Source organism: Streptomyces tyrfis, assembly GCF_037034285.1.
Taxonomy (GTDB): Bacteria; Actinomycetota; Actinomycetes; order Streptomycetales; family Streptomycetaceae; genus Streptomyces.
In genome coordinates this window covers 1-19,013 of sequence record NZ_JBAGJZ010000055.1, presented here as the reverse complement: position 1 = coordinate 19,013, position 19,013 = coordinate 1, and the positions used below count along the sequence as shown (strand labels likewise).

At 73.2% G+C, this 19,013-nt stretch carries 20 protein-coding genes and 1 pseudogene; 16 read left to right on the top strand and 5 right to left on the bottom strand.

The window, feature by feature from the left end; genetic code table 11:
• Window positions 1–166 precede the first annotated feature (166 nt).
• Window positions 167–1,312 (bottom strand): YihY/virulence factor BrkB family protein, encoded by a 1,146-nt coding sequence (locus WA762_RS30605; RefSeq protein ID WP_335940042.1) that lies wholly within the window; start codon window positions 1,310–1,312, stop codon window positions 167–169.
• 17 nt (window positions 1,313–1,329) lie between these two features.
• On the opposite strand from WA762_RS30605, the gene WA762_RS30600 reads away from it, so the two are divergent.
• The 14 genes from WA762_RS30600 (at window position 1,330) to WA762_RS30535 (ending at window position 15,276) form a co-directional block, all read left to right on the top strand.
• Window positions 1,330–2,976, top strand: coding sequence for an acyl-CoA dehydrogenase family protein (locus WA762_RS30600; protein WP_335940041.1), 1,647 nt, complete (start codon window positions 1,330–1,332; stop codon window positions 2,974–2,976).
• Window positions 2,977–3,413: 437 nt separating this feature from the next.
• Entirely contained in the window at window positions 3,414–4,709 is a 1,296-nt protein-coding gene (locus tag WA762_RS30595) for a helix-turn-helix domain-containing protein (protein ID WP_335940040.1), read from the top strand.
• 100 nt (window positions 4,710–4,809) lie between these two features.
• Window positions 4,810–5,439: a GNAT family N-acetyltransferase gene (locus WA762_RS30590; RefSeq protein WP_335940039.1), complete on the top strand. Its 630-nt coding sequence runs from the start codon at window positions 4,810–4,812 to the stop codon at window positions 5,437–5,439.
• Window positions 5,440–5,611: 172 nt separating this feature from the next.
• Window positions 5,612–5,695 carry a putative leader peptide gene (locus WA762_RS30585; RefSeq protein ID WP_309486338.1) on the top strand — a complete coding sequence of 28 codons (84 nt, stop codon included), beginning with the start codon at window positions 5,612–5,614 and terminating at the stop codon, window positions 5,693–5,695.
• A gap of 123 nt (window positions 5,696–5,818) precedes the next feature.
• Window positions 5,819–7,516 (top strand): nitrite/sulfite reductase, encoded by a 1,698-nt coding sequence (locus WA762_RS30580; RefSeq protein ID WP_335940037.1) that lies wholly within the window; start codon window positions 5,819–5,821, stop codon window positions 7,514–7,516.
• Window positions 7,513–7,692: a hypothetical protein gene (locus WA762_RS30575; protein ID WP_335940036.1), complete on the top strand. Its 180-nt coding sequence runs from the start codon at window positions 7,513–7,515 to the stop codon at window positions 7,690–7,692. Before WA762_RS30580 ends, WA762_RS30575 begins: the two co-directional genes overlap by 4 nt.
• Complete coding sequence (locus WA762_RS30570) at window positions 7,689–8,426, top strand: phosphoadenylyl-sulfate reductase (protein ID WP_335940035.1); 738 nt, start codon at window positions 7,689–7,691, stop codon at window positions 8,424–8,426. Before WA762_RS30575 ends, WA762_RS30570 begins: the two co-directional genes overlap by 4 nt.
• A gap of 121 nt (window positions 8,427–8,547) precedes the next feature.
• Window positions 8,548–9,093, top strand: a complete 546-nt coding sequence (gene cysC, locus WA762_RS30565; RefSeq protein ID WP_443080720.1) for an adenylyl-sulfate kinase — start codon at window positions 8,548–8,550, stop codon at window positions 9,091–9,093.
• The gene (gene cysD, locus WA762_RS30560) at window positions 9,090–10,025 is read left to right on the top strand and encodes a sulfate adenylyltransferase subunit CysD (RefSeq protein WP_335940034.1); all 936 of its coding nucleotides are present in this window, start codon (window positions 9,090–9,092) and stop codon (window positions 10,023–10,025) included. The genes cysC and cysD overlap by 4 nt, the downstream gene beginning before the upstream one ends.
• Window position 10,026: 1 nt before the next feature.
• Window positions 10,027–11,373 carry a sulfate adenylyltransferase subunit 1 gene (locus WA762_RS30555; RefSeq protein WP_335940032.1) on the top strand — a complete coding sequence of 449 codons (1,347 nt, stop codon included), beginning with the start codon at window positions 10,027–10,029 and terminating at the stop codon, window positions 11,371–11,373.
• A gap of 269 nt (window positions 11,374–11,642) precedes the next feature.
• Window positions 11,643–12,755, top strand: a complete 1,113-nt coding sequence (locus WA762_RS30550) for an aliphatic sulfonate ABC transporter substrate-binding protein (protein WP_335940030.1) — start codon at window positions 11,643–11,645, stop codon at window positions 12,753–12,755.
• Window positions 12,756–12,816: 61 nt separating this feature from the next.
• On the top strand, window positions 12,817–13,605 hold the full coding sequence (locus tag WA762_RS30545; RefSeq protein WP_335940028.1) for an ABC transporter ATP-binding protein: 789 nt from the start codon (window positions 12,817–12,819) through the stop codon (window positions 13,603–13,605).
• Complete coding sequence (locus WA762_RS30540; protein WP_335940027.1) at window positions 13,592–14,470, top strand: ABC transporter permease; 879 nt, start codon at window positions 13,592–13,594, stop codon at window positions 14,468–14,470. Before WA762_RS30545 ends, WA762_RS30540 begins: the two co-directional genes overlap by 14 nt.
• An 8-nt stretch (window positions 14,471–14,478) precedes the next feature.
• The gene (locus WA762_RS30535) at window positions 14,479–15,276 is read left to right on the top strand and encodes a sirohydrochlorin chelatase (RefSeq protein WP_335940025.1); all 798 of its coding nucleotides are present in this window, start codon (window positions 14,479–14,481) and stop codon (window positions 15,274–15,276) included.
• Between the two features lie 79 nt (window positions 15,277–15,355).
• On the opposite strand, the pseudogene WA762_RS30530 reads toward WA762_RS30535, so the two are convergent.
• Window positions 15,356–15,621, bottom strand: a pseudogene (locus WA762_RS30530) (mycothiol-dependent nitroreductase Rv2466c family protein); the annotation flags it as partial.
• 90 nt (window positions 15,622–15,711) lie between these two features.
• Entirely contained in the window at window positions 15,712–15,918 is a 207-nt protein-coding gene (locus tag WA762_RS30525) for a hypothetical protein (RefSeq protein WP_335940023.1), read from the bottom strand.
• Between the two features lie 135 nt (window positions 15,919–16,053).
• Between WA762_RS30525 and WA762_RS30520 the strand changes: the two genes are divergently transcribed.
• Both WA762_RS30520 and WA762_RS30515 read left to right on the top strand, forming a co-directional pair.
• Window positions 16,054–16,923: an aldo/keto reductase gene (locus tag WA762_RS30520; protein WP_335940021.1), complete on the top strand. Its 870-nt coding sequence runs from the start codon at window positions 16,054–16,056 to the stop codon at window positions 16,921–16,923.
• Window positions 16,924–16,976: 53 nt separating this feature from the next.
• Window positions 16,977–17,831 carry an ABC transporter ATP-binding protein gene (locus tag WA762_RS30515; RefSeq protein WP_335940019.1) on the top strand — a complete coding sequence of 285 codons (855 nt, stop codon included), beginning with the start codon at window positions 16,977–16,979 and terminating at the stop codon, window positions 17,829–17,831.
• A 131-nt stretch (window positions 17,832–17,962) separates the two neighbouring features.
• Here the strand turns inward: WA762_RS30515 and WA762_RS30510 are convergent, their stop codons facing one another.
• A complete protein-coding gene (locus WA762_RS30510) occupies window positions 17,963–18,382 on the bottom strand; it encodes a nuclear transport factor 2 family protein (protein ID WP_335940017.1) in 420 nt (139 codons plus the stop codon).
• Window positions 18,379–18,960, bottom strand: a complete 582-nt coding sequence (locus WA762_RS30505; protein WP_335940015.1) for a DUF1697 domain-containing protein — start codon at window positions 18,958–18,960, stop codon at window positions 18,379–18,381. The genes WA762_RS30510 and WA762_RS30505 overlap by 4 nt, the downstream gene beginning before the upstream one ends.
• Window positions 18,961–19,013: the final 53 nt, after the last annotated feature.

Here is a 19,013-nt window from a genome sequence, read left to right as displayed (position 1 = left end):
GCGCGCGCCCTGCCCTCTACGCCCGTCCTGCCTACTACGCCCGCCCTGCCCGTCGTTCATGGTCATCCGTCGTCCCATGCGCCCGTCGTCCCGCGGGCGCGTCTCATGGTGCGAACCCCCTCGTGGCACGGGCCCGCCTCGTCGTACGGGGCCCGGGGCGGGGGCCTCAGTCCTCGTCCTGCCCGCCCGGCCTGTCCTGGTCCTTGTCCCGGCCCGGCTGGAACCGCGACTTCACGTCCTCTGGCGGCAGGAACCGCGACCAGCGTTCCGGGAACTCGGACGGCATGTAGGCGCAGTCGTCCTCGTCGTCGTCCTCGCTCTCCGCCCGTGCCCGGGCGACCAGCTCCGCGGCCTGTGCCGCCCGGACCCGGTCGTTGGCCGCGCGCGCCGCGGCCGTCGCCAGCGAGGGCCACACCCGGTCGATGGCCGCGTTCACCGCCGCCCCGACCAGCACCGCGAACGCGGAGACGCCGATCCACAGCAGGACCGCGATCGGGGCCGCCAGCGAGCCGTAGATCGTCGGCCCCTCGACCGTGCTGGTGAGGTAGATCCGGAGCAGGAAGCTGCCGAGCACCCACATCACGAAGGCCACCAGCGCGCCCGGCACGTCCTCCACCCACGGCGAGCGGACCGGCACGGACACGTGGTAGAGCGTCGTCAGGAAGGCGATCGACAGCAGGACCACCAGCGGCCAGTACAGGATGCTTATGAGCTCGGTGCCCCACGGCACCAGCTCCACGACCCGGTCGGGGCCGACCACCAGCAGCGGCAGCACGACGGCGCCCAGCAGCAGCGCGACGACGTAGAGCAGGAAGGCGAGCAGCCGGGTCTTGACGATGCCGCGCTGGCCGTCGAGGCCGTACATCACCGTGATCGTGTCGATGAAGACGTTGACCGCGCGGGAGCCCGACCACAGCGCGATCGCGAAGCCGATCGAGATGACGTCGGGGCGGGCGCCGGTGGTGACGTCCGCGAGCAGCGGTTTGGCGAAGTCGTTCACACCGCGCTCGCTGAGCACCGTGTGCGCGGCGTTGAGGATGTTGCGTTCGATCGAGGCGACCGTGGTGGTGTTGGTCCACTCGTCGACGTAGCCGAGCAGACCGATCAGGCCGAGGAGCAGCGGGGGCAGCGACAGCAGGGTGAAGAACGCGGCCTCGGCGGCGAGCCCGAGAATGCGGTACTCCATGCACGAGTTGACCGTGTCCTTGAGCAGCTGCCAGGCCACCTGCCGCTTCGACACATTGCGGTAGAGGACACGGGCCCGGTGGAGCCGTCCCGATGGCCGCTCGGGTGTTTCGTTCGCTGCCTGCACGTCTTTACCGTATCGGCATGGCACCCACCACCCACACCGTATCCAACCAGGTACCGCCGCTCGTCGGCTACGACGTCTTCGCGGCGGATCTCGCGCTCACCGAGGCGGTGCGGCGGCATCTGCCGCCCGAGCTGCTGGCCGGGGCCGAGGCCGAGCTCGGTGAGCTGGGCCGGGCCGCGGGCTCCGCCCAGGCGCAGGCGTGGGGGGCGCAGGCCAACGGGAACCCCCCGGTGCTGCGCTCCCACGACCGGTACGGGAACCGCGTCGACGAGGTCGAGTTCCACCCGTCCTGGCACCGGCTGCTGGGGCACGCCGTGGGCGCCGGTCTGACCGGCGCGTGGAACCGGCCGGGCGGTCATGTGCGCCGGGCGGCCGGTTTCCTGGTGTGGACGCAGGCCGAGGCGGGGCACGGCTGTCCGCTGTCGATGACGCACGCGGCGGTGCCCGCGCTGCGCGCCGACCCGGCGCTGGCCGCCGAGTGGGAGCCGCTGCTGACCTCGCCGGTGTACGAGGAGGGGCTGCGGCCGCCGGAGCGGAAGGCCGGGGTCCTCTTCGGCATGGGCATGACGGAGAAGCAGGGCGGCACCGACGTCCGGTCCAACACGACCCGGGCCGTGCCGCTGTCCGCGCCGGGCGAGTACCTGCTCACCGGGCACAAGTGGTTCTGCTCGGCCCCGATGTCCGACGCGTTCCTGGTGCTGGCACAGGCGCCCGGCGGGCTGACCTGCTTCCTGCTGCCCCGGGTGCTGCCCGACGGCGCCCGCAACCCGTTCGCGATCCAGCGGCTGAAGGACAAGCTGGGCAACCGGTCGAACGCGTCGGCCGAGGTGGAGTTCGACGGCACGTGGGCGCGCCGGGTCGGCGAGGAGGGGCACGGGGTGCGCACGATCATCGAGATGGTGGCGGCGACCCGGCTGGACTGCGTGACCGGTTCGGCGGCGCTGATGCGGCAGGCGGTGGCGCAGGCGGTCCACCACTGCGCGTACCGCAGCGTGTCCGGCGGGGTGCTGATCGAGAAGCCGCTGATGCGCAACGTGCTGGCCGACCTGGCGCTGGAGTCGGAGGCGGCGACTGCGCTGGCGATGCGGCTGGCCGCCGCGTACGACGCGGACACCGGGAGCGAGCGGGCCTTTCTGCGGATCGCGGTGCCCGCGGCGAAGTACTGGGTGACGAAGCGGTGCACGCCGATGGTGGCCGAGGCCCTGGAGTGCCTGGGCGGCAACGGTTACGTCGAGGAGTCCGGGATGCCCCGGCTGCTGCGGGAGGCGCCGCTCAACTCGATCTGGGAGGGCTCGGGGAACGTCCAGGCGCTGGATGTGCTGCGGGCGCTGCGACACGAGCCGGCCGCGCTGAACGCGTTCCTCCAGGAGGTGGGCCGGGCGCGCGGCGCCGATCATCGGCTGGACGCGGCGATCAGGGACATGTTGACGGAACTGGCCGATCTGGAGGGGATCGAGGCGCGGGCCCGTCGGCTGACCGAGCGGATGGCTGCGGTGCTCCAGGGGTCGCTGCTGGTGCGCTGGGCTCCGCCGGAGGTGGCCGACGCGTACTGCGCGTCACGGCTGGGCGGGGACCGGGGCGCCGGATTCGGGACGCTGCCGCACAGCCTCGACCTGGCATCGGTGGTGGAACGGGCCCGGCCGGTGGACCGCCGGGGGGCCTGAGCGCTCCGGGGCCTGAACACACCGACGCTGAGCGTTCCGGAGCCCTGAACGCGCCGGGCCCGAGCGTTCCGGGGCCTGAACGCGCCGGGGACCGGACGGAAGGGGGCCGTCCGGTCCGCGTCGGGACGCATGTGGTCGCACGTGGTCGCGCCGGTGGCGTCACGGCGTGCCGGTCGCGTCAACTCCGGTACGCGCACATAGCGACGGGGGGTGATGCTGCGCCGACACGGCACCACCCCCCATGCTGTGCACGCCGGCCGGCGGCGCACAGGCGCCGCCGCACGGTGTTCCGTCACTCTCGTACGGACCCGCACCCCCTCGCCAGAGTTGCAAAGGGTTGCAACCATTGTGTGGACTGCACGCTGTCGGCCCTCCCGGCGGTGCAGGATGGGGCTCGCGGGCCGTCGGGCCGGCCCTGGCGTCTGGGGGGATTGAGAGTGGAGACAAGCGCCGCCGAGGCGGCACGATCGGCCGTCCCGGCCGTCCCGCGGTCCGCCCAGGCCCTGCGCGAGATCCATCGGGCCAGGGAGACGAGGCTGGAGGGCCACGCCGTGCCGGCCGCGCTCCGGGCCGAGATCGGCGCCTCGTGGGAACGGATGCTGCGCAGCGGTCTCGACCCGGACCAGTCCACCGAGAGCGTGCTGCTGGAGATGGACGAGGTCGAGCGCAGGCGGCGGACGTCGGCGCTGAGCGAGGTCATGCCGCTGCTGAACGAGAGCCTGGTCTCGCTCGCCGAGACCGCCCAGCAGATCGTGGTGGTCACGGACGTGGAGGGCCGGGTGCTGTGGCGTCAGGGCAACACGGGGGTGCTGCGCCGGGCCGACGGCATCTGTCTGGCGGAGGGCGCGGCCTGGGCCGAGGAGAGCACGGGGACGAACGCGATCGGCACGGCGCTCGTCTCGCGCGCGCCGGTCCTGGTCCACTCCTCGGAGCACTTCGTGCGCCGGCTGCACAACTGGACGTGCGCGGCGGCCCCGGTCCGTGATCCCCGGGACGGCCGTCTGATGGGCATCGTCGACATGAGCGGCCCGGCGTCCGCCTTCCATCCGACCTCGCTGGCCCTGGTCGGCTCGGTGGCCCGGCTGGCCGAGAGCGAGCTGAGGAACCGGCATCTGCGGGCGGTCGACCGGCTGCGCTCGGTGGCGTCGCCGCTGCTGTGCCGGCTGAGCGGCCGGGCCGTGGCGGTGGACGCCCACGGCTGGGTGGCGGCGGTGACCGGGATGCCGCCGGTGGAGCGGCTGCCGCTGCCCAAGTCGATGCGGGCGGGCCGGATCTGGCTGTCGTCGCTCGGCATGTGCGAGGCGGAGCCGCTGCCCGGGGGCTGGCTGGTGAGGGCGGCGGAAGGGGCCGGGGACGGGCCGCGCCGGCGGGTGGTGCTGGACCTGAGCCGGCCGCACGGGCTCTCGGTCAGCGTGGTGGGGGCGGTGGACACCCGCTCGCAGCGACTCTCGCCGCGCCACGCCGAGCTGCTGTACGCCCTGGCGCTGCACCGCGAGGGGCGTACGGCGTCCGAACTCGCCGAGGACGTCTTCGGGGACGCCACCCGGACGGTGACGGTCCGGGCGGAGATCTCGCGGATCCGCCGCCATCTCGCGGAGGTGCTGGACCACCGCCCGTACCGCTTCGGCGAGGAGGTCGAGGTGGAGGTGGTCCATCCGGAACAGCCGGCCGACCTGCTGCCGCGCTCGACGGCCCCGGTGGTGGTCCGGGCCCGCGCCGCCCGCACCCCCTGAGCGGCACGGACGGGTCCAAAAGGACGGCACGGAGGCGTACGGCGGCGGGGACGGCGGACCGGCTTGGGCGCCGGGCGCCCGGCATGGTTCCCTGGCAGCCATGAACAGCCCCGCGCGCACCGCCGCCTCCCCCGCCGCAGCCGCCGGAGGGTCCCCCGCCCCCGGCACCGCCGACGTGACCGTCTGGTCCCTGGAGCAGACCTCGCCCGACGACCTGCGCCCCGCCACGGTCCCCGACGGCGATGTGCGGATCGTGCGGTCCGAGGTGCCGCTGCCCGAGTTCAGCCGCTTCCTGTACACGGCGGTCGGCGGCGACGTCCGCTGGACGGACCGGCTCGCGATGACGTACGCGCAGTGGCGGGAGATCCTGGAGCGTCCCGGGGCCGAGACCTGGGTGGCGTACGAGAACGGCACCCCCGCCGGGTACATCGAGCTGGACCCGCAGGACGACGGGGTGGTCGAGATCATGTACTTCGGCCTGATACCCGCCTTCCGGGGGCGCCGGATCGGCGGTCATCTGCTGTCGTACGGGACCGCGCGCGCCTGGGACCTGGCGGAACGCTGGCCCGGGCGGACGCCGACGGAGCGGGTGTGGCTGCACACGTGCTCCGAGGACGGGCCGCACGCCATGGACAACTATCTGCGCCGGGGCTTCCGGCTGTTCGACACGAAGGTGGAGCGGGAACCGGTGGTCGCCACTCCCGGCCCGTGGCCGGGCGCGGCGCGCTGACGGGCGGGGCGCGGGCGGCGGGCGGGGCGGGCGGACGATTGCGGTCAACACGGCCGTAACGGCTCGCGCGCGGCGCGTGACGGAACACATCGCGTCTTGCATCGCGGGATTTTCAAGTCCGCATCATGGACGGTAGTGGACTGGTCCGAGATGCGCGTGCCACGCTTCCGTCATGTCCGGAACTGGAATCGCCTTGGTGAGTCGACGCCACGTCGACCTCGGCCGCATGTCCAGCGCCATCTGTCCGGCGAGCTGAGAGTCCCAGCACCGCCGCGTTCACGTTTTCCTCTTTCTCCTTTCATGCCCTGCGCACCGCCGCGCCTCAGCGCGAGTGTGCAGTTCAGAGCCGCCCTCCTGCAGTCCCGAAGGACGTACTGTCATGGCCGCCACCCCGGATCAGCCCACGCCCGCCACGCCCCGCCGCAAGGCCGGACGCCACCGTGGCGAGGGCCAGTGGGCCGTGGGGCACCACACGCCGCTCAACGGCAACGAGCAGTTCAAGAAGGATGACGACGGTCTCAATGTGCGGACACGCATTGAGACGATCTACGCCCGGCGCGGATTCGACTCGATCGACCCCAACGACCTTCGCGGGCGCATGCGTTGGTGGGGGCTGTACACCCAGCGCAAGCCCGGGATCGACGGCGGCAAGACCGCGGTCCTGGAGCCGGAGGAGCTGGACGACAGGTACTTCATGCTGCGGGTCAGGATCGACGGCGGCCGGCTCACCACCGCCCAGCTGCGGGTCATCGGCGAGGTCTCGCAGGAGTACGCGCGCGGCACCGCGGACATCACCGACCGGCAGAACATCCAGCTGCACTGGATCCGCATCGAGGACGTCCCGGCGATCTGGGAGAAGCTGGAGGCCGTCGGGCTCTCCACCACCGAGGCGTGCGGCGACTGCCCGCGGGTGATCCTCGGCTCGCCGGTGGCGGGGATCGCCGCCGACGAGATCATCGACGGCACCCCCGCGGTCGACGAGATCCACGACCGTTACATCGGCGACAAGGAATTCTCCAACCTGCCGCGCAAGTTCAAGACCGCGATCTCCGGCTCGCCCGTGCAGGACGTGGTGCACGAGATCAACGACATCGCGTTCGTCGGCGTGGTCCACCCCGAGCACGGCCCGGGTTTCGACGTGTGGGTCGGCGGCGGGCTCTCCACCAACCCGCGGCTCGCGGAGCGGCTGGGCGCCTGGGTGCCGCTGGACGAGGTCCCGGACGTCTGGGCCGGGGTCGTCGGCATCTTCCGCGACTACGGCTACCGCCGGCTGCGCAACCGCGCCCGGCTGAAGTTCCTGATGGCCGACTGGGGCCCCGCGAAGTTCCGCCGGGTGCTGGAGGACGAGTACCTGAAGCGTCCGCTGGTCGACGGGCCCGCGCCCGAGCAGCCCAGCAGCCGCTGGCGGGACCACGTCGGGGTGCATCCGCAGCGGGACGGCCGCTTCTACGTCGGCTTCGCCCCCCGGGTCGGCCGCGTCGACGGCTCGACCCTGGCCAAGATCGCGGACCTGGCCGCCGCGCACGGCTCGGACCGGCTGCGTACCACCGTCGAGCAGAAGATGCTCGTCCTCGACGTGGCCGGGGACCGGGTGGACTCGCTGGTCGCCGGGCTGGAGGCGCTCGGCTTCCAGGTGAAGCCGTCGCCGTTCCGGCGCGGCACGATGGCCTGCACCGGCATCGAGTTCTGCAAGCTGGCGATCGTCGAGACGAAGGCGCGCGGCGCCTCGCTGATCGACGAACTGGAGCGTCGGCTCCCGGACTTCGACGAGCCGCTCACCATCAACGTCAACGGTTGCCCCAACGCCTGCGCCCGCATCCAGACCGCGGACATCGGTCTCAAGGGCCAGCTCGTCCTGGACGACGACGGCAACCAGGTCGAGGGCTACCAGGTGCACCTGGGCGGTGCCCTCGGTCTGGAGGCCGGGTTCGGCCGCAAGGTCCGCGGCCTGAAGGTCACTTCGGCCGAACTGCCGGACTACGTCGAGCGCGTGCTCGTCCGCTTCCAGGAGGAGCGCGAGGACGGCGAGCGGTTCGCGGCCTGGGCGGCGCGGGCGAGCGCGGAGTCGCTGTCATGAGCGGGCGGGCCGCGCCGTTCCACTGCCCGTACTGCGGCGACGAGGACCTGCGCCCGCACGAGGCGGGGCACGGCGCCTGGGAATGCGCCTCCTGCAACCGCGCGTTCCAGCTCAGGTTCCTCGGCCTGCTGTCCCGGGGACTGCGACGCGACGACGGTGAGGGGAACGCGATATGACGAACGGTCAGGAACGTCCGCAGCGGGCCGACGGCCCCGGCGCCGGTGATCCCGACTCCCTCCGGCGGCTGGCCGAGCGGGCGGGCCGGGAGCTGGAGGACGCCTCCGCGCCGGAGATCCTCGCCTGGGCGGCCGACACCTTCGGCAAGGGGCTGTGCGTCACCTCGTCGATGGAGGACGCCGTCGTCGCCCATCTCGCCTCCCGGGCCCTGCCCGGCGTCGACGTGGTGTTCCTCGACACGGGCTACCACTTCCCCGAGACGATCGGCACCCGTGACGCGGTGGAGGCGGTGATGGACGTCCGCGTCATCACGCTCACCCCGCGCCGGACCGTGGCCGAGCAGGACGCCGAGCACGGTCCGCGGCTGCACGACCGCGACCCCGACCTGTGCTGCCGGCTGCGCAAGGTCGAGCCGCTGCGGACGGGCCTGGCCCCCTACACGGCGTGGGCCACGGGGCTGCGCCGCGACGAGTCCCCCACCCGCGCGCACACCCCGGTGGTCGGCTGGGACGCCGGGCGGGGGAAGGTCAAGGTCTCCCCGATCGCCCGCTGGACCCAGGACGACGTCGACGCGTACGTGGCGGAGCACGGCGTCCTCACCAATCCGCTGCTGATGGACGGCTACGCCTCCGTCGGCTGCGCACCCTGCACCCGCAGGGTGTCGGCGGGCGAGGACGCCCGCGCCGGACGCTGGGCGGGCCGCGGCAAGACCGAGTGCGGGCTGCACGGCTGAGGCCGGCGGCCCGGGGGCCGACCGCACCGGACCACGGCGCGCGGCCCGCCGCGGTCGGCGGCGCACGACGGCCGCCGACGACGGCGGATGACGACTGACGACGACTGATCAGGAGACTTCGATGAGCGTGACGGAGACGGGAGCCACGATCTGGCTCACCGGTCTGCCGAGCGCGGGCAAGACCACCATCGCGTACGAGCTCGCCGGGCGGCTGCGCGGCGAGGGGCACCGCGTGGAGGTGCTCGACGGCGACGAGATCCGGGAGTTCCTCTCCGCCGGTCTCGGGTTCTCCCGCGAGGACCGCCACACCAACGTGCAGCGGATCGGTTTCGTCGCGGAGCTGCTGGCGGCCAACGGGGTGAAGGTGCTGGTGCCGGTCATCGCCCCGTACGCGGACAGCCGGGACGCGGTACGCAAGCGGCACCAGGCGGAGGGCACCCCGTATCTGGAGGTGCACGTCGCGACCCCCGTCGAGGTCTGCTCGGAGCGCGATGTGAAGGGGCTCTACGCCAAGCAGGCCGCGGGCCAGATCAGCGGGCTGACCGGAGTCGACGACCCCTACGAGGAACCCGAGTCGCCCGATCTGCGCATCGAGTCGCACCGGCAGACCGTGCAGGAGTCCGCGGCGGAGCTGTACGCGCTGCTGAGCGAGAGGGGCGCGGCATGAGAGCCGTCGCGAGCGTGGCGGAGGGCACCGACAGCCCGTACGCACTCAGCCATCTGGACTCGCTGGAGTCGGAGGCGGTGCACATCTTCCGTGAGGTGGCGGGCGAGTTCGAGCGGCCGGTGATCCTGTTCTCCGGCGGCAAGGACTCCATCGTGATGCTGCACCTGGCGCTGAAGGCGTTCGCGCCCGCGCCGGTGCCGTTCGCGCTGCTGCACGTCGACACCGGGCACAACTTCCCCGAGGTGCTGGACTACCGCGACCGGGCAGTGGCCCGGCACGGGCTGCGGCTGCACGTCGCCTCGGTGCAGGAGTACATCGACGCCGGGAAGCTGCGCGAGCGCCCGGACGGAACCCGCAACCCGCTCCAGACGGTGCCGCTGACCGAGGCCATCCAGCAGAACCGTTTCGACGCGGTGTTCGGCGGCGGGCGCCGCGACGAGGAGAAGGCCCGGGCCAAGGAGCGGGTGTTCAGCCTGCGGGACGAGTTCTCGCAGTGGGACCCGCGCCGCCAGCGCCCCGAGCTGTGGAACCTGTACAACGGCCGGCACGCCCCCGGCGAGCACGTCCGGGTCTTCCCGCTGTCCAACTGGACCGAGCTGGACGTGTGGCAGTACATCGCCCGGGAGGGCATCGAGCTGCCGGAGATCTACTTCGCCCATGAGCGCGAGGTGTTCAGCCGCTCCGGGATGTGGCTGACCGCGGGCGACTGGGGCGGCCCGAAGGAGGGCGAGCGGGTCGAGACCCGGCAGGTCCGCTACCGCACGGTCGGGGACATGTCGTGCACCGGCGCGGTGGACTCCGACGCCGCCACGCTGGACGCGGTGATCGCCGAGATCGCCGCCTCCCGGCTCACCGAACGGGGTGCGACGCGCGCCGACGACAAGCTGTCCGAGGCCGCGATGGAAGACCGCAAGCGCGAGGGGTACTTCTGAGATGACCACATTCACCCGGGACGCCGAGCGGTCGTCGGCCACCACCCTGCTGCGGTTCGCCACCGCGGGATCCGTCGACGACGGCAAGTCCACCCTCGTGGGGCGGCTGCTGCACGACTCCAAGTCGGTGCTGGCCGACCAGCTGGAGGCCGTCGAGCACGCCTCCCGCAACCGCGGCCAGGAGGGCCCCGACCTGGCGCTGCTCACCGACGGGCTGCGGGCCGAACGCGAGCAGGGCATCACCATCGACGTGGCGTACCGCTACTTCGCGACGCCGCGCCGCCGGTTCATCCTGGCCGACACCCCGGGGCACGTGCAGTACACCCGGAACATGGTGACGGGGGCGTCGACGGCCGAGCTGGCCGTGGTCCTGGTCGACGCCCGCAACGGGGTGGTCGAGCAGACCCGCCGGCACGCCGCGGTCGCGGCGCTGCTGCGGGTGCCGCATGTCGTGCTGGCCGTCAACAAGATGGACCTGGTCGGTTACGCGGAGCCCGTGTTCGCCGCGATCGCCGAGGAGTTCACCGCGTACGCGGCGTCGCTCGGCGTCCCGGAGGTCACCGCGATCCCGATCTCCGCGCTGGCCGGCGACAACGTGGTGGATCCGTCCGCGCACATGGACTGGTACGGCGGACCGACCGTGCTGGAGCACCTGGAGACGGTGCCGGTCAGCCATGACCTCGCCGCCTGCCACGCCCGCTTCCCGGTGCAGTACGTCATCCGGCCGCAGACCGCCGAGCACCCCGACTACCGGGGCTACGCGGGCCAGATAGCGGCGGGTGCGTTCCGGGTCGGCGAGGCGGTGACCGTGCTGCCGTCCGGCCGTACGTCGACCATCGGCGCGATCGACGCGCTCGGGAAGAGCGTGGACATCGCCTGGGCGCCGCAGTCGGTGACGCTCCGGCTGGCCGACGACATCGACATCTCGCGCGGCGACCTGATCGCCCCGTCGGCCGACGCCCCGGCGGTCACCCAGGACGTCGAGGCGACCGTCTGCCATGTCGCCGACCAGCCGCTCGCCGTAGGGCAGCGGGTGCTGCTCAAGCACACCACCCGGACCGTGAAGGCGATCGTCAAGGACATCCCCTCGCGCCTGGCTCTGGACGACCTCTCCCAGCACCCGGCGCCCGGTCGGCTCGCCGCCAACGACATCGGCCGGGTCGTGATCCGCACGGCGGAGCCGCTCGCCCTCGACGCGTACGCGGACTCCCGGCGCACCGGCTCGTTCCTGCTGATCGACCCGGCGGACGGCACCACGCTGACGGCCGGCATGGCGGGCGCCTCGTTCGCCGCGCCCGGACGGGACGCCGGCGACGCCCCCGCCGACGACGACGGATGGGACTTCTGATGGGTATCGACGTCTACGCCACGTTCGCCAAGGAGGGCGGCCGCGTCGGCAGCGGCGCCCTCGGCAGCGGCCAGGGCGGGGTCGGGCGATGTGCCCGGCGCGAGCGGTGTGCGCGATGACGTACGCCCACCGCTCGCGCGGCCACGCGTGCCGCCCGCGCCGATCGCACCGCCCGCACCGCCGTTCCGGACGTAGATCCGCCGACCACCCGGCCGCCTCCCCGTAGTTCGTGGGGGACGCGCGCCGGGCCACCGAGAGGAACACCTCCCGTGCCTGCCCCCCGTACCACCGCGCGCCGCCGTCTGGCCGTCGTCGCCGCCCTGCCGCTGCTCGCCGTCGCGCTCACCGCCTGCGGCTACGGCTCCGCGGCGAAGGACGACGACACGAAGCCCGGCGTCGCCGTCGGCGCGAAGAAGCTGTCCGCGGACACCGTGCGGATCGGCTACTTCCCCAACCTCACCCACGCCACCGCCCTCGTCGGGGACCAGGAGGGGCTGTTCCAGAAGGAGCTGGGCGGCACCCGGCTCAGGACCTCGCAGTTCAACGCGGGCCCGTCCGAGATCGAGGCGCTCAACGCCGGCTCGATCGACATCGGCTTCATCGGCCCCTCGCCGTCCATCAACGGCTACACCAAGTCCAGGGGCAAGTCCCTGCGGATCATCGGTGGTTCGGCCTCCGGCGGGGTCAAGCTGGTCGTCGACCCGAAGAAGATCAGGACCCTGGACGATCTCAAGGGCAGGAAGATCGCCACCCCGCAGCTCGGCAACACCCAGGACGTGGCCTTCCTCAACTGGATCGCGGAGAAGGGCTGGAAGGTCGACGCCCAGAGCGGCAAGGGCGACGTCTCCGTCGTGCGCACGGACAACAAGGTGACCCCGGACGCCTTCAAGTCCGGTTCCATCGACGGCGCCTGGGTCCCCGAGCCGACCGCGTCCAAGCTCGTCGCCGAGGGCGGGAAGGAGCTGCTGGACGAGTCGTCGCTGTGGCCGGACCACCGGTTCGTGATCACCAACATCATCGTGTCGCAGAAGTTCCTGAACGAGCACCCGGACGTCGTCCGGGCGGTGCTGCGCGGCTCGGTGAGGACCAACGAGTGGATCAACGCCAACCCGGACAAGGCCAAGGCGGCCGCCAACGCCGCGCTGGAGAAGCTCACCGGGAAGCCGCTGCCCGCCGAGATCATCGACCCGGCCTGGAAGTCCATCGAGATCACCGACGACCCGCTGGCCGCCACGCTCGACGCGCAGGCCGAGCACGCGGTCCAGGCCGGTCTGCTGGAGAAGCCAGACCTGAACGGCATCTACGACCTGAAGCCGCTGAACGAGGTCCTGAAGGCCGCCGGAAGGCCCGCGGTCCCGGACGCCGGCCTCGGCGTCAAGTAGCCCCGCCCGACCCCGAACCGGGGATCCGCTCCCCGGATCCACTCCCCAGGAGGTGACGATCATGGCGACCACGCTCACCAGGGCCGAGGACCGTGCCGCGGTCGGGCACGCCGCCCGTCTCTCGCACGTCTCCAAGTCCTTCGGCGGACCGGAGGGGCCGCAGCTCGTCCTGGACGACATCTCGCTCGATGTCGCGCCGGGCGAGTTCGTCACCCTTCTGGGGGCGTCCGGGTGCGGCAAGTCGACGCTGCTCAATCTGGTGGCCGGGCTGGACCGGCCGACGTCCGGTTCGATCGAGACGCCCGGCGGGCGCCCGGCCCTGATGTTCCAGGAGCACGCCCTCTTCCCGTGGCTGACCGCGGGCAGGAACATCGAGCTCGCGCTGCGGCTGCGCGGTGTGCCGAAGTCGGAGCGGCGCACCGAGGCGGAGCGGCTGCTCGGTCTCGTGCGGCTCGGCGGCGCGTACCGCAAGCGCGTGCACGAGCTCTCGGGCGGCATGCGGCAGCGCGTGGCGATGGCCCGGGCCCTGGCCCAGGAAAGCCGGCTGCTGCTGATGGACGAGCCGTTCGCCGCGCTCGACGCCATCACCCGGGACGTGCTGCACGACGAGCTGACCCGGATCTGGCGGGAGACGAACGTCTCGGTCCTCTTCGTGACGCACAACGTGCGCGAGGCGGTGCGGCTCGCCCAGCGGGTCGTCCTGCTGTCGTCGCGCCCCGGCCGGATCGCCCGCGAGTGGACCGTCGGCATCGAGCAGCCGCGTCGCGTCGAGGACAACGCGGTCGCGGAACTGTCCGTCGAGATCACCGAACAACTGCGTGGGGAGATCCGCCGCCATGGCCGGCACTGACACCAAGCCCGACGACCTGGCGGGCCTGGAGGCCGGCCTCGACGCGCTGGACGCCGTTCGGACGCGCCGCACCCCGGCCCGCGAGGTGCTGCTGCGCAAGGTGCTGCCGCCGGTGTTCGCGGTGGTCCTGGTGCTGGTCGTCTGGCAGCTCCTCGTCCGGGCCCAGGTCACCGACGACTACAAGCTGCCGTCACCGGCCGCGGTGTGGCACAGCGCGGCCGACATGTGGCTCCAGGGAACCCTGCTGGACGTCATCTGGACCAGCGTCTCGCGCGGTCTGCTGGGCTTCCTGCTGGCCGTGGCGATCGGCACGCCGCTGGGGCTGCTGGTCGCCCGGGTGAGACTCGTGCGGGCGGCGATCGGCCCGATCCTGTCCGGGCTCCAGTCGCTGCCGTCGGTGGCCTGGGTGGCGCCCGCCGTGATCTGGCTCGGGCTGAACGACCGGATGATGTACGCGGTGATCCTGCTGGGCGCGGTGCCCTCGGTGGCGAACGGGCTGGTGTCCGGGGTCGACCAGGTGCCGCCGCTGTTCCTGCGGGCGGGCCGCACGCTCGGCGCGACCGGGCTGCGCGGCACCTGGCACATCGTGCTGCCCGCCGCGCTGCCGGGCTATCTGGCCGGTCTGAAGCAGGGCTGGGCGTTCTCCTGGCGCTCGCTGATGGCCGCCGAGATCATCGCCTCCTCCCCCGATCTCGGCCTGGGGCTGGGGCAGTTGCTGGAGAACGGCCGCAACAACGCGGACATGCCCGGCATCTTCCTCGCCATCATCCTGATCCTGTTCGTCGGCATCGCGATCGACCTGCTGGTCTTCAGCCCGCTGGAACGGCGGGTGCTGCGCGGCCGCGGTCTCCTCGCCAAGAACTGAGGCACGCCATGCCCGCCCCGGTCCTCCTCGTCATCGCCCACGGCAGCCGCGACCCGCGGCACGCGGCGACCGTGCACGCGCTCACCGCGCGGGCGCGGTCGCTGCGGCCGGGGCTGCGCGTGGAGACCGCCTTCCTCGACTTCAACGCCCCTTCCGTGCCGAGGGTGCTGGAACGCCTGGCGGCCCAGGGCGCGGGCGGGACCGTCGACGTGGTCGCGCTGCCGCTGCTGCTGACCCGGGCCTTCCACGCCAAGTCCGACATCCCCGCGGTGCTGCGCGAGGCACGGACCCGGCTGCCCCGGCTGCGCGTCCGCCGGGCCGAGGTGCTCGGCCCGTCGCCGCTGCTGAACGCGGCGCTGGAACGCCGGCTGCGCGAGGCCGGGGTCCGCCCCGGCGACCGCGCCTCGACCGGCCTCGTCCTGGCCTCGGCGGGCTCCACGGACCCGGAGGCGATCGCAGTGATCGCTGAAATCGCGCGGGAGCTGCGGCACACCGGTTGGTGCGCCGTGCGGCCTGCGTTCGCCTCCGCCTCACTTCCCCGCACCGAGGACGCGGTGCGGTCGCTGCGCGCCGAAGGGGTGCGACGGGTGGCGGTGGCCCCCTATGTCATCGCCCCCGGCCGGCTCCCCGACCGGATCGCCGCGGGCGCGGCCGGGGCGGACGTGCTGGCCGACGTGCTGGGCCCGGCGGCGGAACTGGCCCGGCTGCTGCTCCACCGCTACGACGAGGCCCGCGCCCCGGCGGTGGGGACGGCGGGCGTACGGGGCGCGGCGGCGGGCGTACGGGCGGCCTCGCTCAGCGCGTGACCCGGGCCGGCCCCGCCCTCCCCGGCCGGCGGCCCCCGGGGACGGGCCATCTCCGGTCGGGCGGTCCGCGAAGGACGCGTCAGCCCGCGTCCAGGCCGCCGGTGCGGGTCCGCTTCAGTTCGAAGAAGTCGGGGTCCCCGGCGAGCGCCCGGAAGCTGTCGAACAGCCGCCCCGCCTCCTCGCCGCGCGGTGTCGCCCGCAGGACCGGACCGGGCCGATCGACCGGTCGACGAGATCCCGGTAGCGGTCGGGGAGTTCGTCGCCGATGTCGTGGAGGTAGAGGCTCATGACGTGGAAGCGGAGTTCGATGTCGCGCCGCTGCTCCACCTCCGGCATCCAGCGGGCGGCCCCGGGCGGCGGGCGGGCCCGGGACCCCCGTCACCGGGGACCGCCCGAGCCGCTTGCATGCCTCCGGCCCGCCGTCCCCGCCGGGGATCAGCTGTCGTCGTCCTCGGCCGGATGCCGGACGGCCCGCTTCAGCGCGCTCTCGACCTCGTATCGCGACTGTCCCGTCTCCTCGGCGTAGGCGGTGATCGCCTCCTGCACGCGGGCGGCCGTCTCCACCGTCAGCGCGTTGGCCCGCTGTTCCGCCCAGGCCGCCCGCTCCAGCTCGATCAACTCGTCACTCAGTTCGATTGCCACGACCCGGATCGTACGACTTCGTCCGGAAAAGAACCGGAAGCCACGCGGCCTGGCGGCGAAGCGCCGCCCGGTCGCGGGGCGCACCCGGGCCCCCCGCGTCGGCGGGGCTCCCGGGACAGCCCTTAACGTTTCGGCATGTCTTCCGCACCGCGCCCTCTCGACGATGTGTTCCTGCTCGGCGGCGAGCTGCCCGTGCGCCGTCTCGGCTACGGGACCGCCCAGCTGACCGGCCCCGGCTACTGGGGTCCGCGCGGGGAGCGGCGGGGCGCGGTGGCCGTGCTGCGGGCGGCCGTCGAACAGGGGGTCACGCTCGTCGACACCGCCGACAACTACGGCCCCGGCCTGGCCGAGGAGCTGGTCGCCGAGGCCCTCCACCCGTACCGGGACGGTCTGGTGATCGCCACCAAGGGCGGGGTGGTGCGGACCAGCGACCGCGCCTGGCACGTCGACGGACGGCCCGAGCGGCTGCGGGCGATGTGCGAGGCGAGCCTGCGACGGCTGCGGACGGACCGGATCGACCTGTACCAGCTGCACCGGCTCGACCCCGGCGTCCCGCCGGCCGACCAGTTGGGCGCGCTGGATGAGCTGAGGCAGGAGGGTAAGATCCGCTGTATCGGTCTGGACACCCTCACCGCCGACCAGCTGGAGCAGGCCCTCTCCCTGACCGGGATCGCCTCGGTGCAGAACCGCTTCAATCTCCTCGACCGTTCGTCGGACGCGGTGCTGAAGGTGTGCGAGGCCCACGGCCTGGCCTTTCTGCCCTGGTTCCCGCTGGCCGACGGTGCGCTGACCGGCGAGGCCGCCGCACCGCTCGACGGAATCGCCGCTCGGCACGGCGCCACCCGCGGGCAGATCGCCCTGGCCTGGCTGCTCCACCGCTCCCCCGTGCTGTGCCCCACCCCCGGCACCGGTTCGCCCGCCCATCTCGCGGAGAACCTGGCGGCCCGGGAGGTCCGGCTGTCCGCCGAGGACATGAGCTGTCTGGAGGCGCTCGCGCCCGCCTGAAGGACCTGCCCGCACGCCCCGCTTTCCTCGCCCGTACGAAGGAGTGCCCGCGCATGACCACGCACGCCGCCGCCCCCGTCCCCGCACCGGCCGGAGCGCCCGATTCCGGTGCCGCGGTTCCGGTGATCCGGGCCGAAGCCGTCTCCCTGGTGCGGGACGGCAACGTCCTCCTCGACTCCGTGTCCATGACCGTGCGCGGTGGGGAGCACTGGGCCCTGCTCGGCGCCAACGGGGCCGGCAAGAGCACGCTGCTGGGGCTGCTCGGCGCGGTCAACCACCCCACCAGGGGCGTGGTCGAGGTGCTCGGGCGCACCCTGGGCCGGGTCGATCTGCGGGAGCTGCGGTCGATGCTCGGGCATGTCAATCCGCGTCATCCGCTGCGTTCCCCGCTGTCGGTCCGCGAGGTGGTGCTGACCGGTCTCACCAACTCGGTCGAGCCGGTGCCGCGCTGGTCGCCGACCGCGGAGCAGCGGGAGCGGGCCGATGCCCTGCTGGCGACCCTCGGCATGGGCGGCAAGGCGGGATCGCGCTGGCCCGCGCTCTCGCAGGGCGAGCGGGGCCGTACGCTGATCGCCCGCGCGCTGATGCCGGAGCCCCGGCTGCTGCTGCTCGACGAGCCCGCCACGGGGCTGGACCTCGCGGCCCGTGAGCAGTTGCTGGACAGCCTGGACACGCTGCGCGAGGAGCACCCGGAACTGGCGACCGTCCTGGTCACACACCATCTGGAGGAGCTGCCCGCGTCCACCACGCACGCGATGCTGCTGCGCGGCGGCCGCTGCCTGGCGTCGGGGCTCGCGGACGAGGTGCTGACCACCGAACGGGTCAGCGACTGCTTCGGCCATCCGGTGCGGATCTCCCGGACGGACGGCCGCTGGACGGCGCGGGCCCGCCGCACCGCGCCGCGCTGAACGGGACGGAACGGGGCGGGAACGAGGCGGGAACGAGGCGAAGGGCTCGCCCGCGAACGGGATCGCCCGGGCGGGGCGGCCCGGTCGTCGGCGCCGGGGCGTCGGCCCGGCCCGCGCGCCCGGGCGACCGCTCAGTCGTCGGCGTCGGGGCAGGCGTCCGCCGCTTCGGAACGGGGGCCCGTCGCTTCGGCGGCGAACGGGGTCGCCTGGTGGAAGTAGAGCGCCCAGCCCGTTCCGGTGAGCACCCACAGCGAGCTGCGGTGGGCGCGGCGGCCCTTCCGCTCGGTGTCGTAGGTGAGGTGGACGAGCCCGCCGTCCAACTGGACCCCGCGCATCCGGGACGCGGTGAGCGGGCCGGGCCGGGGGGCGCCCCGCCCGGTGAGCGAGGCGATCATCGCGTCGCGGTCCCAGATCCGGCCGGTGGAGTCGATCTCGCGGTACTCCGGGTGCAGCACCTGGGCGAGCGTCTCGGCGGAGGAACGCACCGCCGGGTCGAGGAGACGCAGCTCGCCCTCCACCGCCGCGGCCACGCCGGGGGCCGGCTCGGTCATGTCCCGGCTCCCCGGCGTGCGGGCGGGTCCGTCTCCGCCGCCGTCATCTCCACCAGCTTGACCACGGTGTTCCAGTTGCGGGAGGTGGCGGTGAGGCCCCGGATACGGGAGGGGCGGGACAGCGCCTCGCCGAGCCTGGACCGGCCGAGGCCGTCGGGGGCGTAGAGATAGAGGGCGCGGTCCCCGAGCCGGAACTCCTCGGGAAGGAAGGCCGCGGGGTCGATCGCCTCGAAGCGTGCCGGGTCGACCGGCTGCCCGAAGTAGGTGACGTGCAGCTGCCTGCCCTCCAGTTCGTCGGCGGGAAACGGGCAGGCCGCGGCGACCGCCGCGAGGTAGGCGCCGTCGCGGACCAGGCAGGGGACGGCGAAGCCGAAGCGCTCCTCGATGGCCCGCTCCAGTTCGGCGGCGAGCCGCTCCCCGTCGTCCGACGGGCTGCTGAAGACGGCGTTGCCGCTCTGCAGATGGGTACGGACGTCTCCGTGGCCCAGTTCGGTGAGCAGGGCGCGGAGCTCCGCCATCGGAACCCTCTGGTGGCCGCTCACATTGATCCCGCGCAAGAGCGCCGCGTACATCGTCATGGGCACACGATAGGACGATCCGCCCACACGGAGCGGCCGCCGCGCCCCGTGGG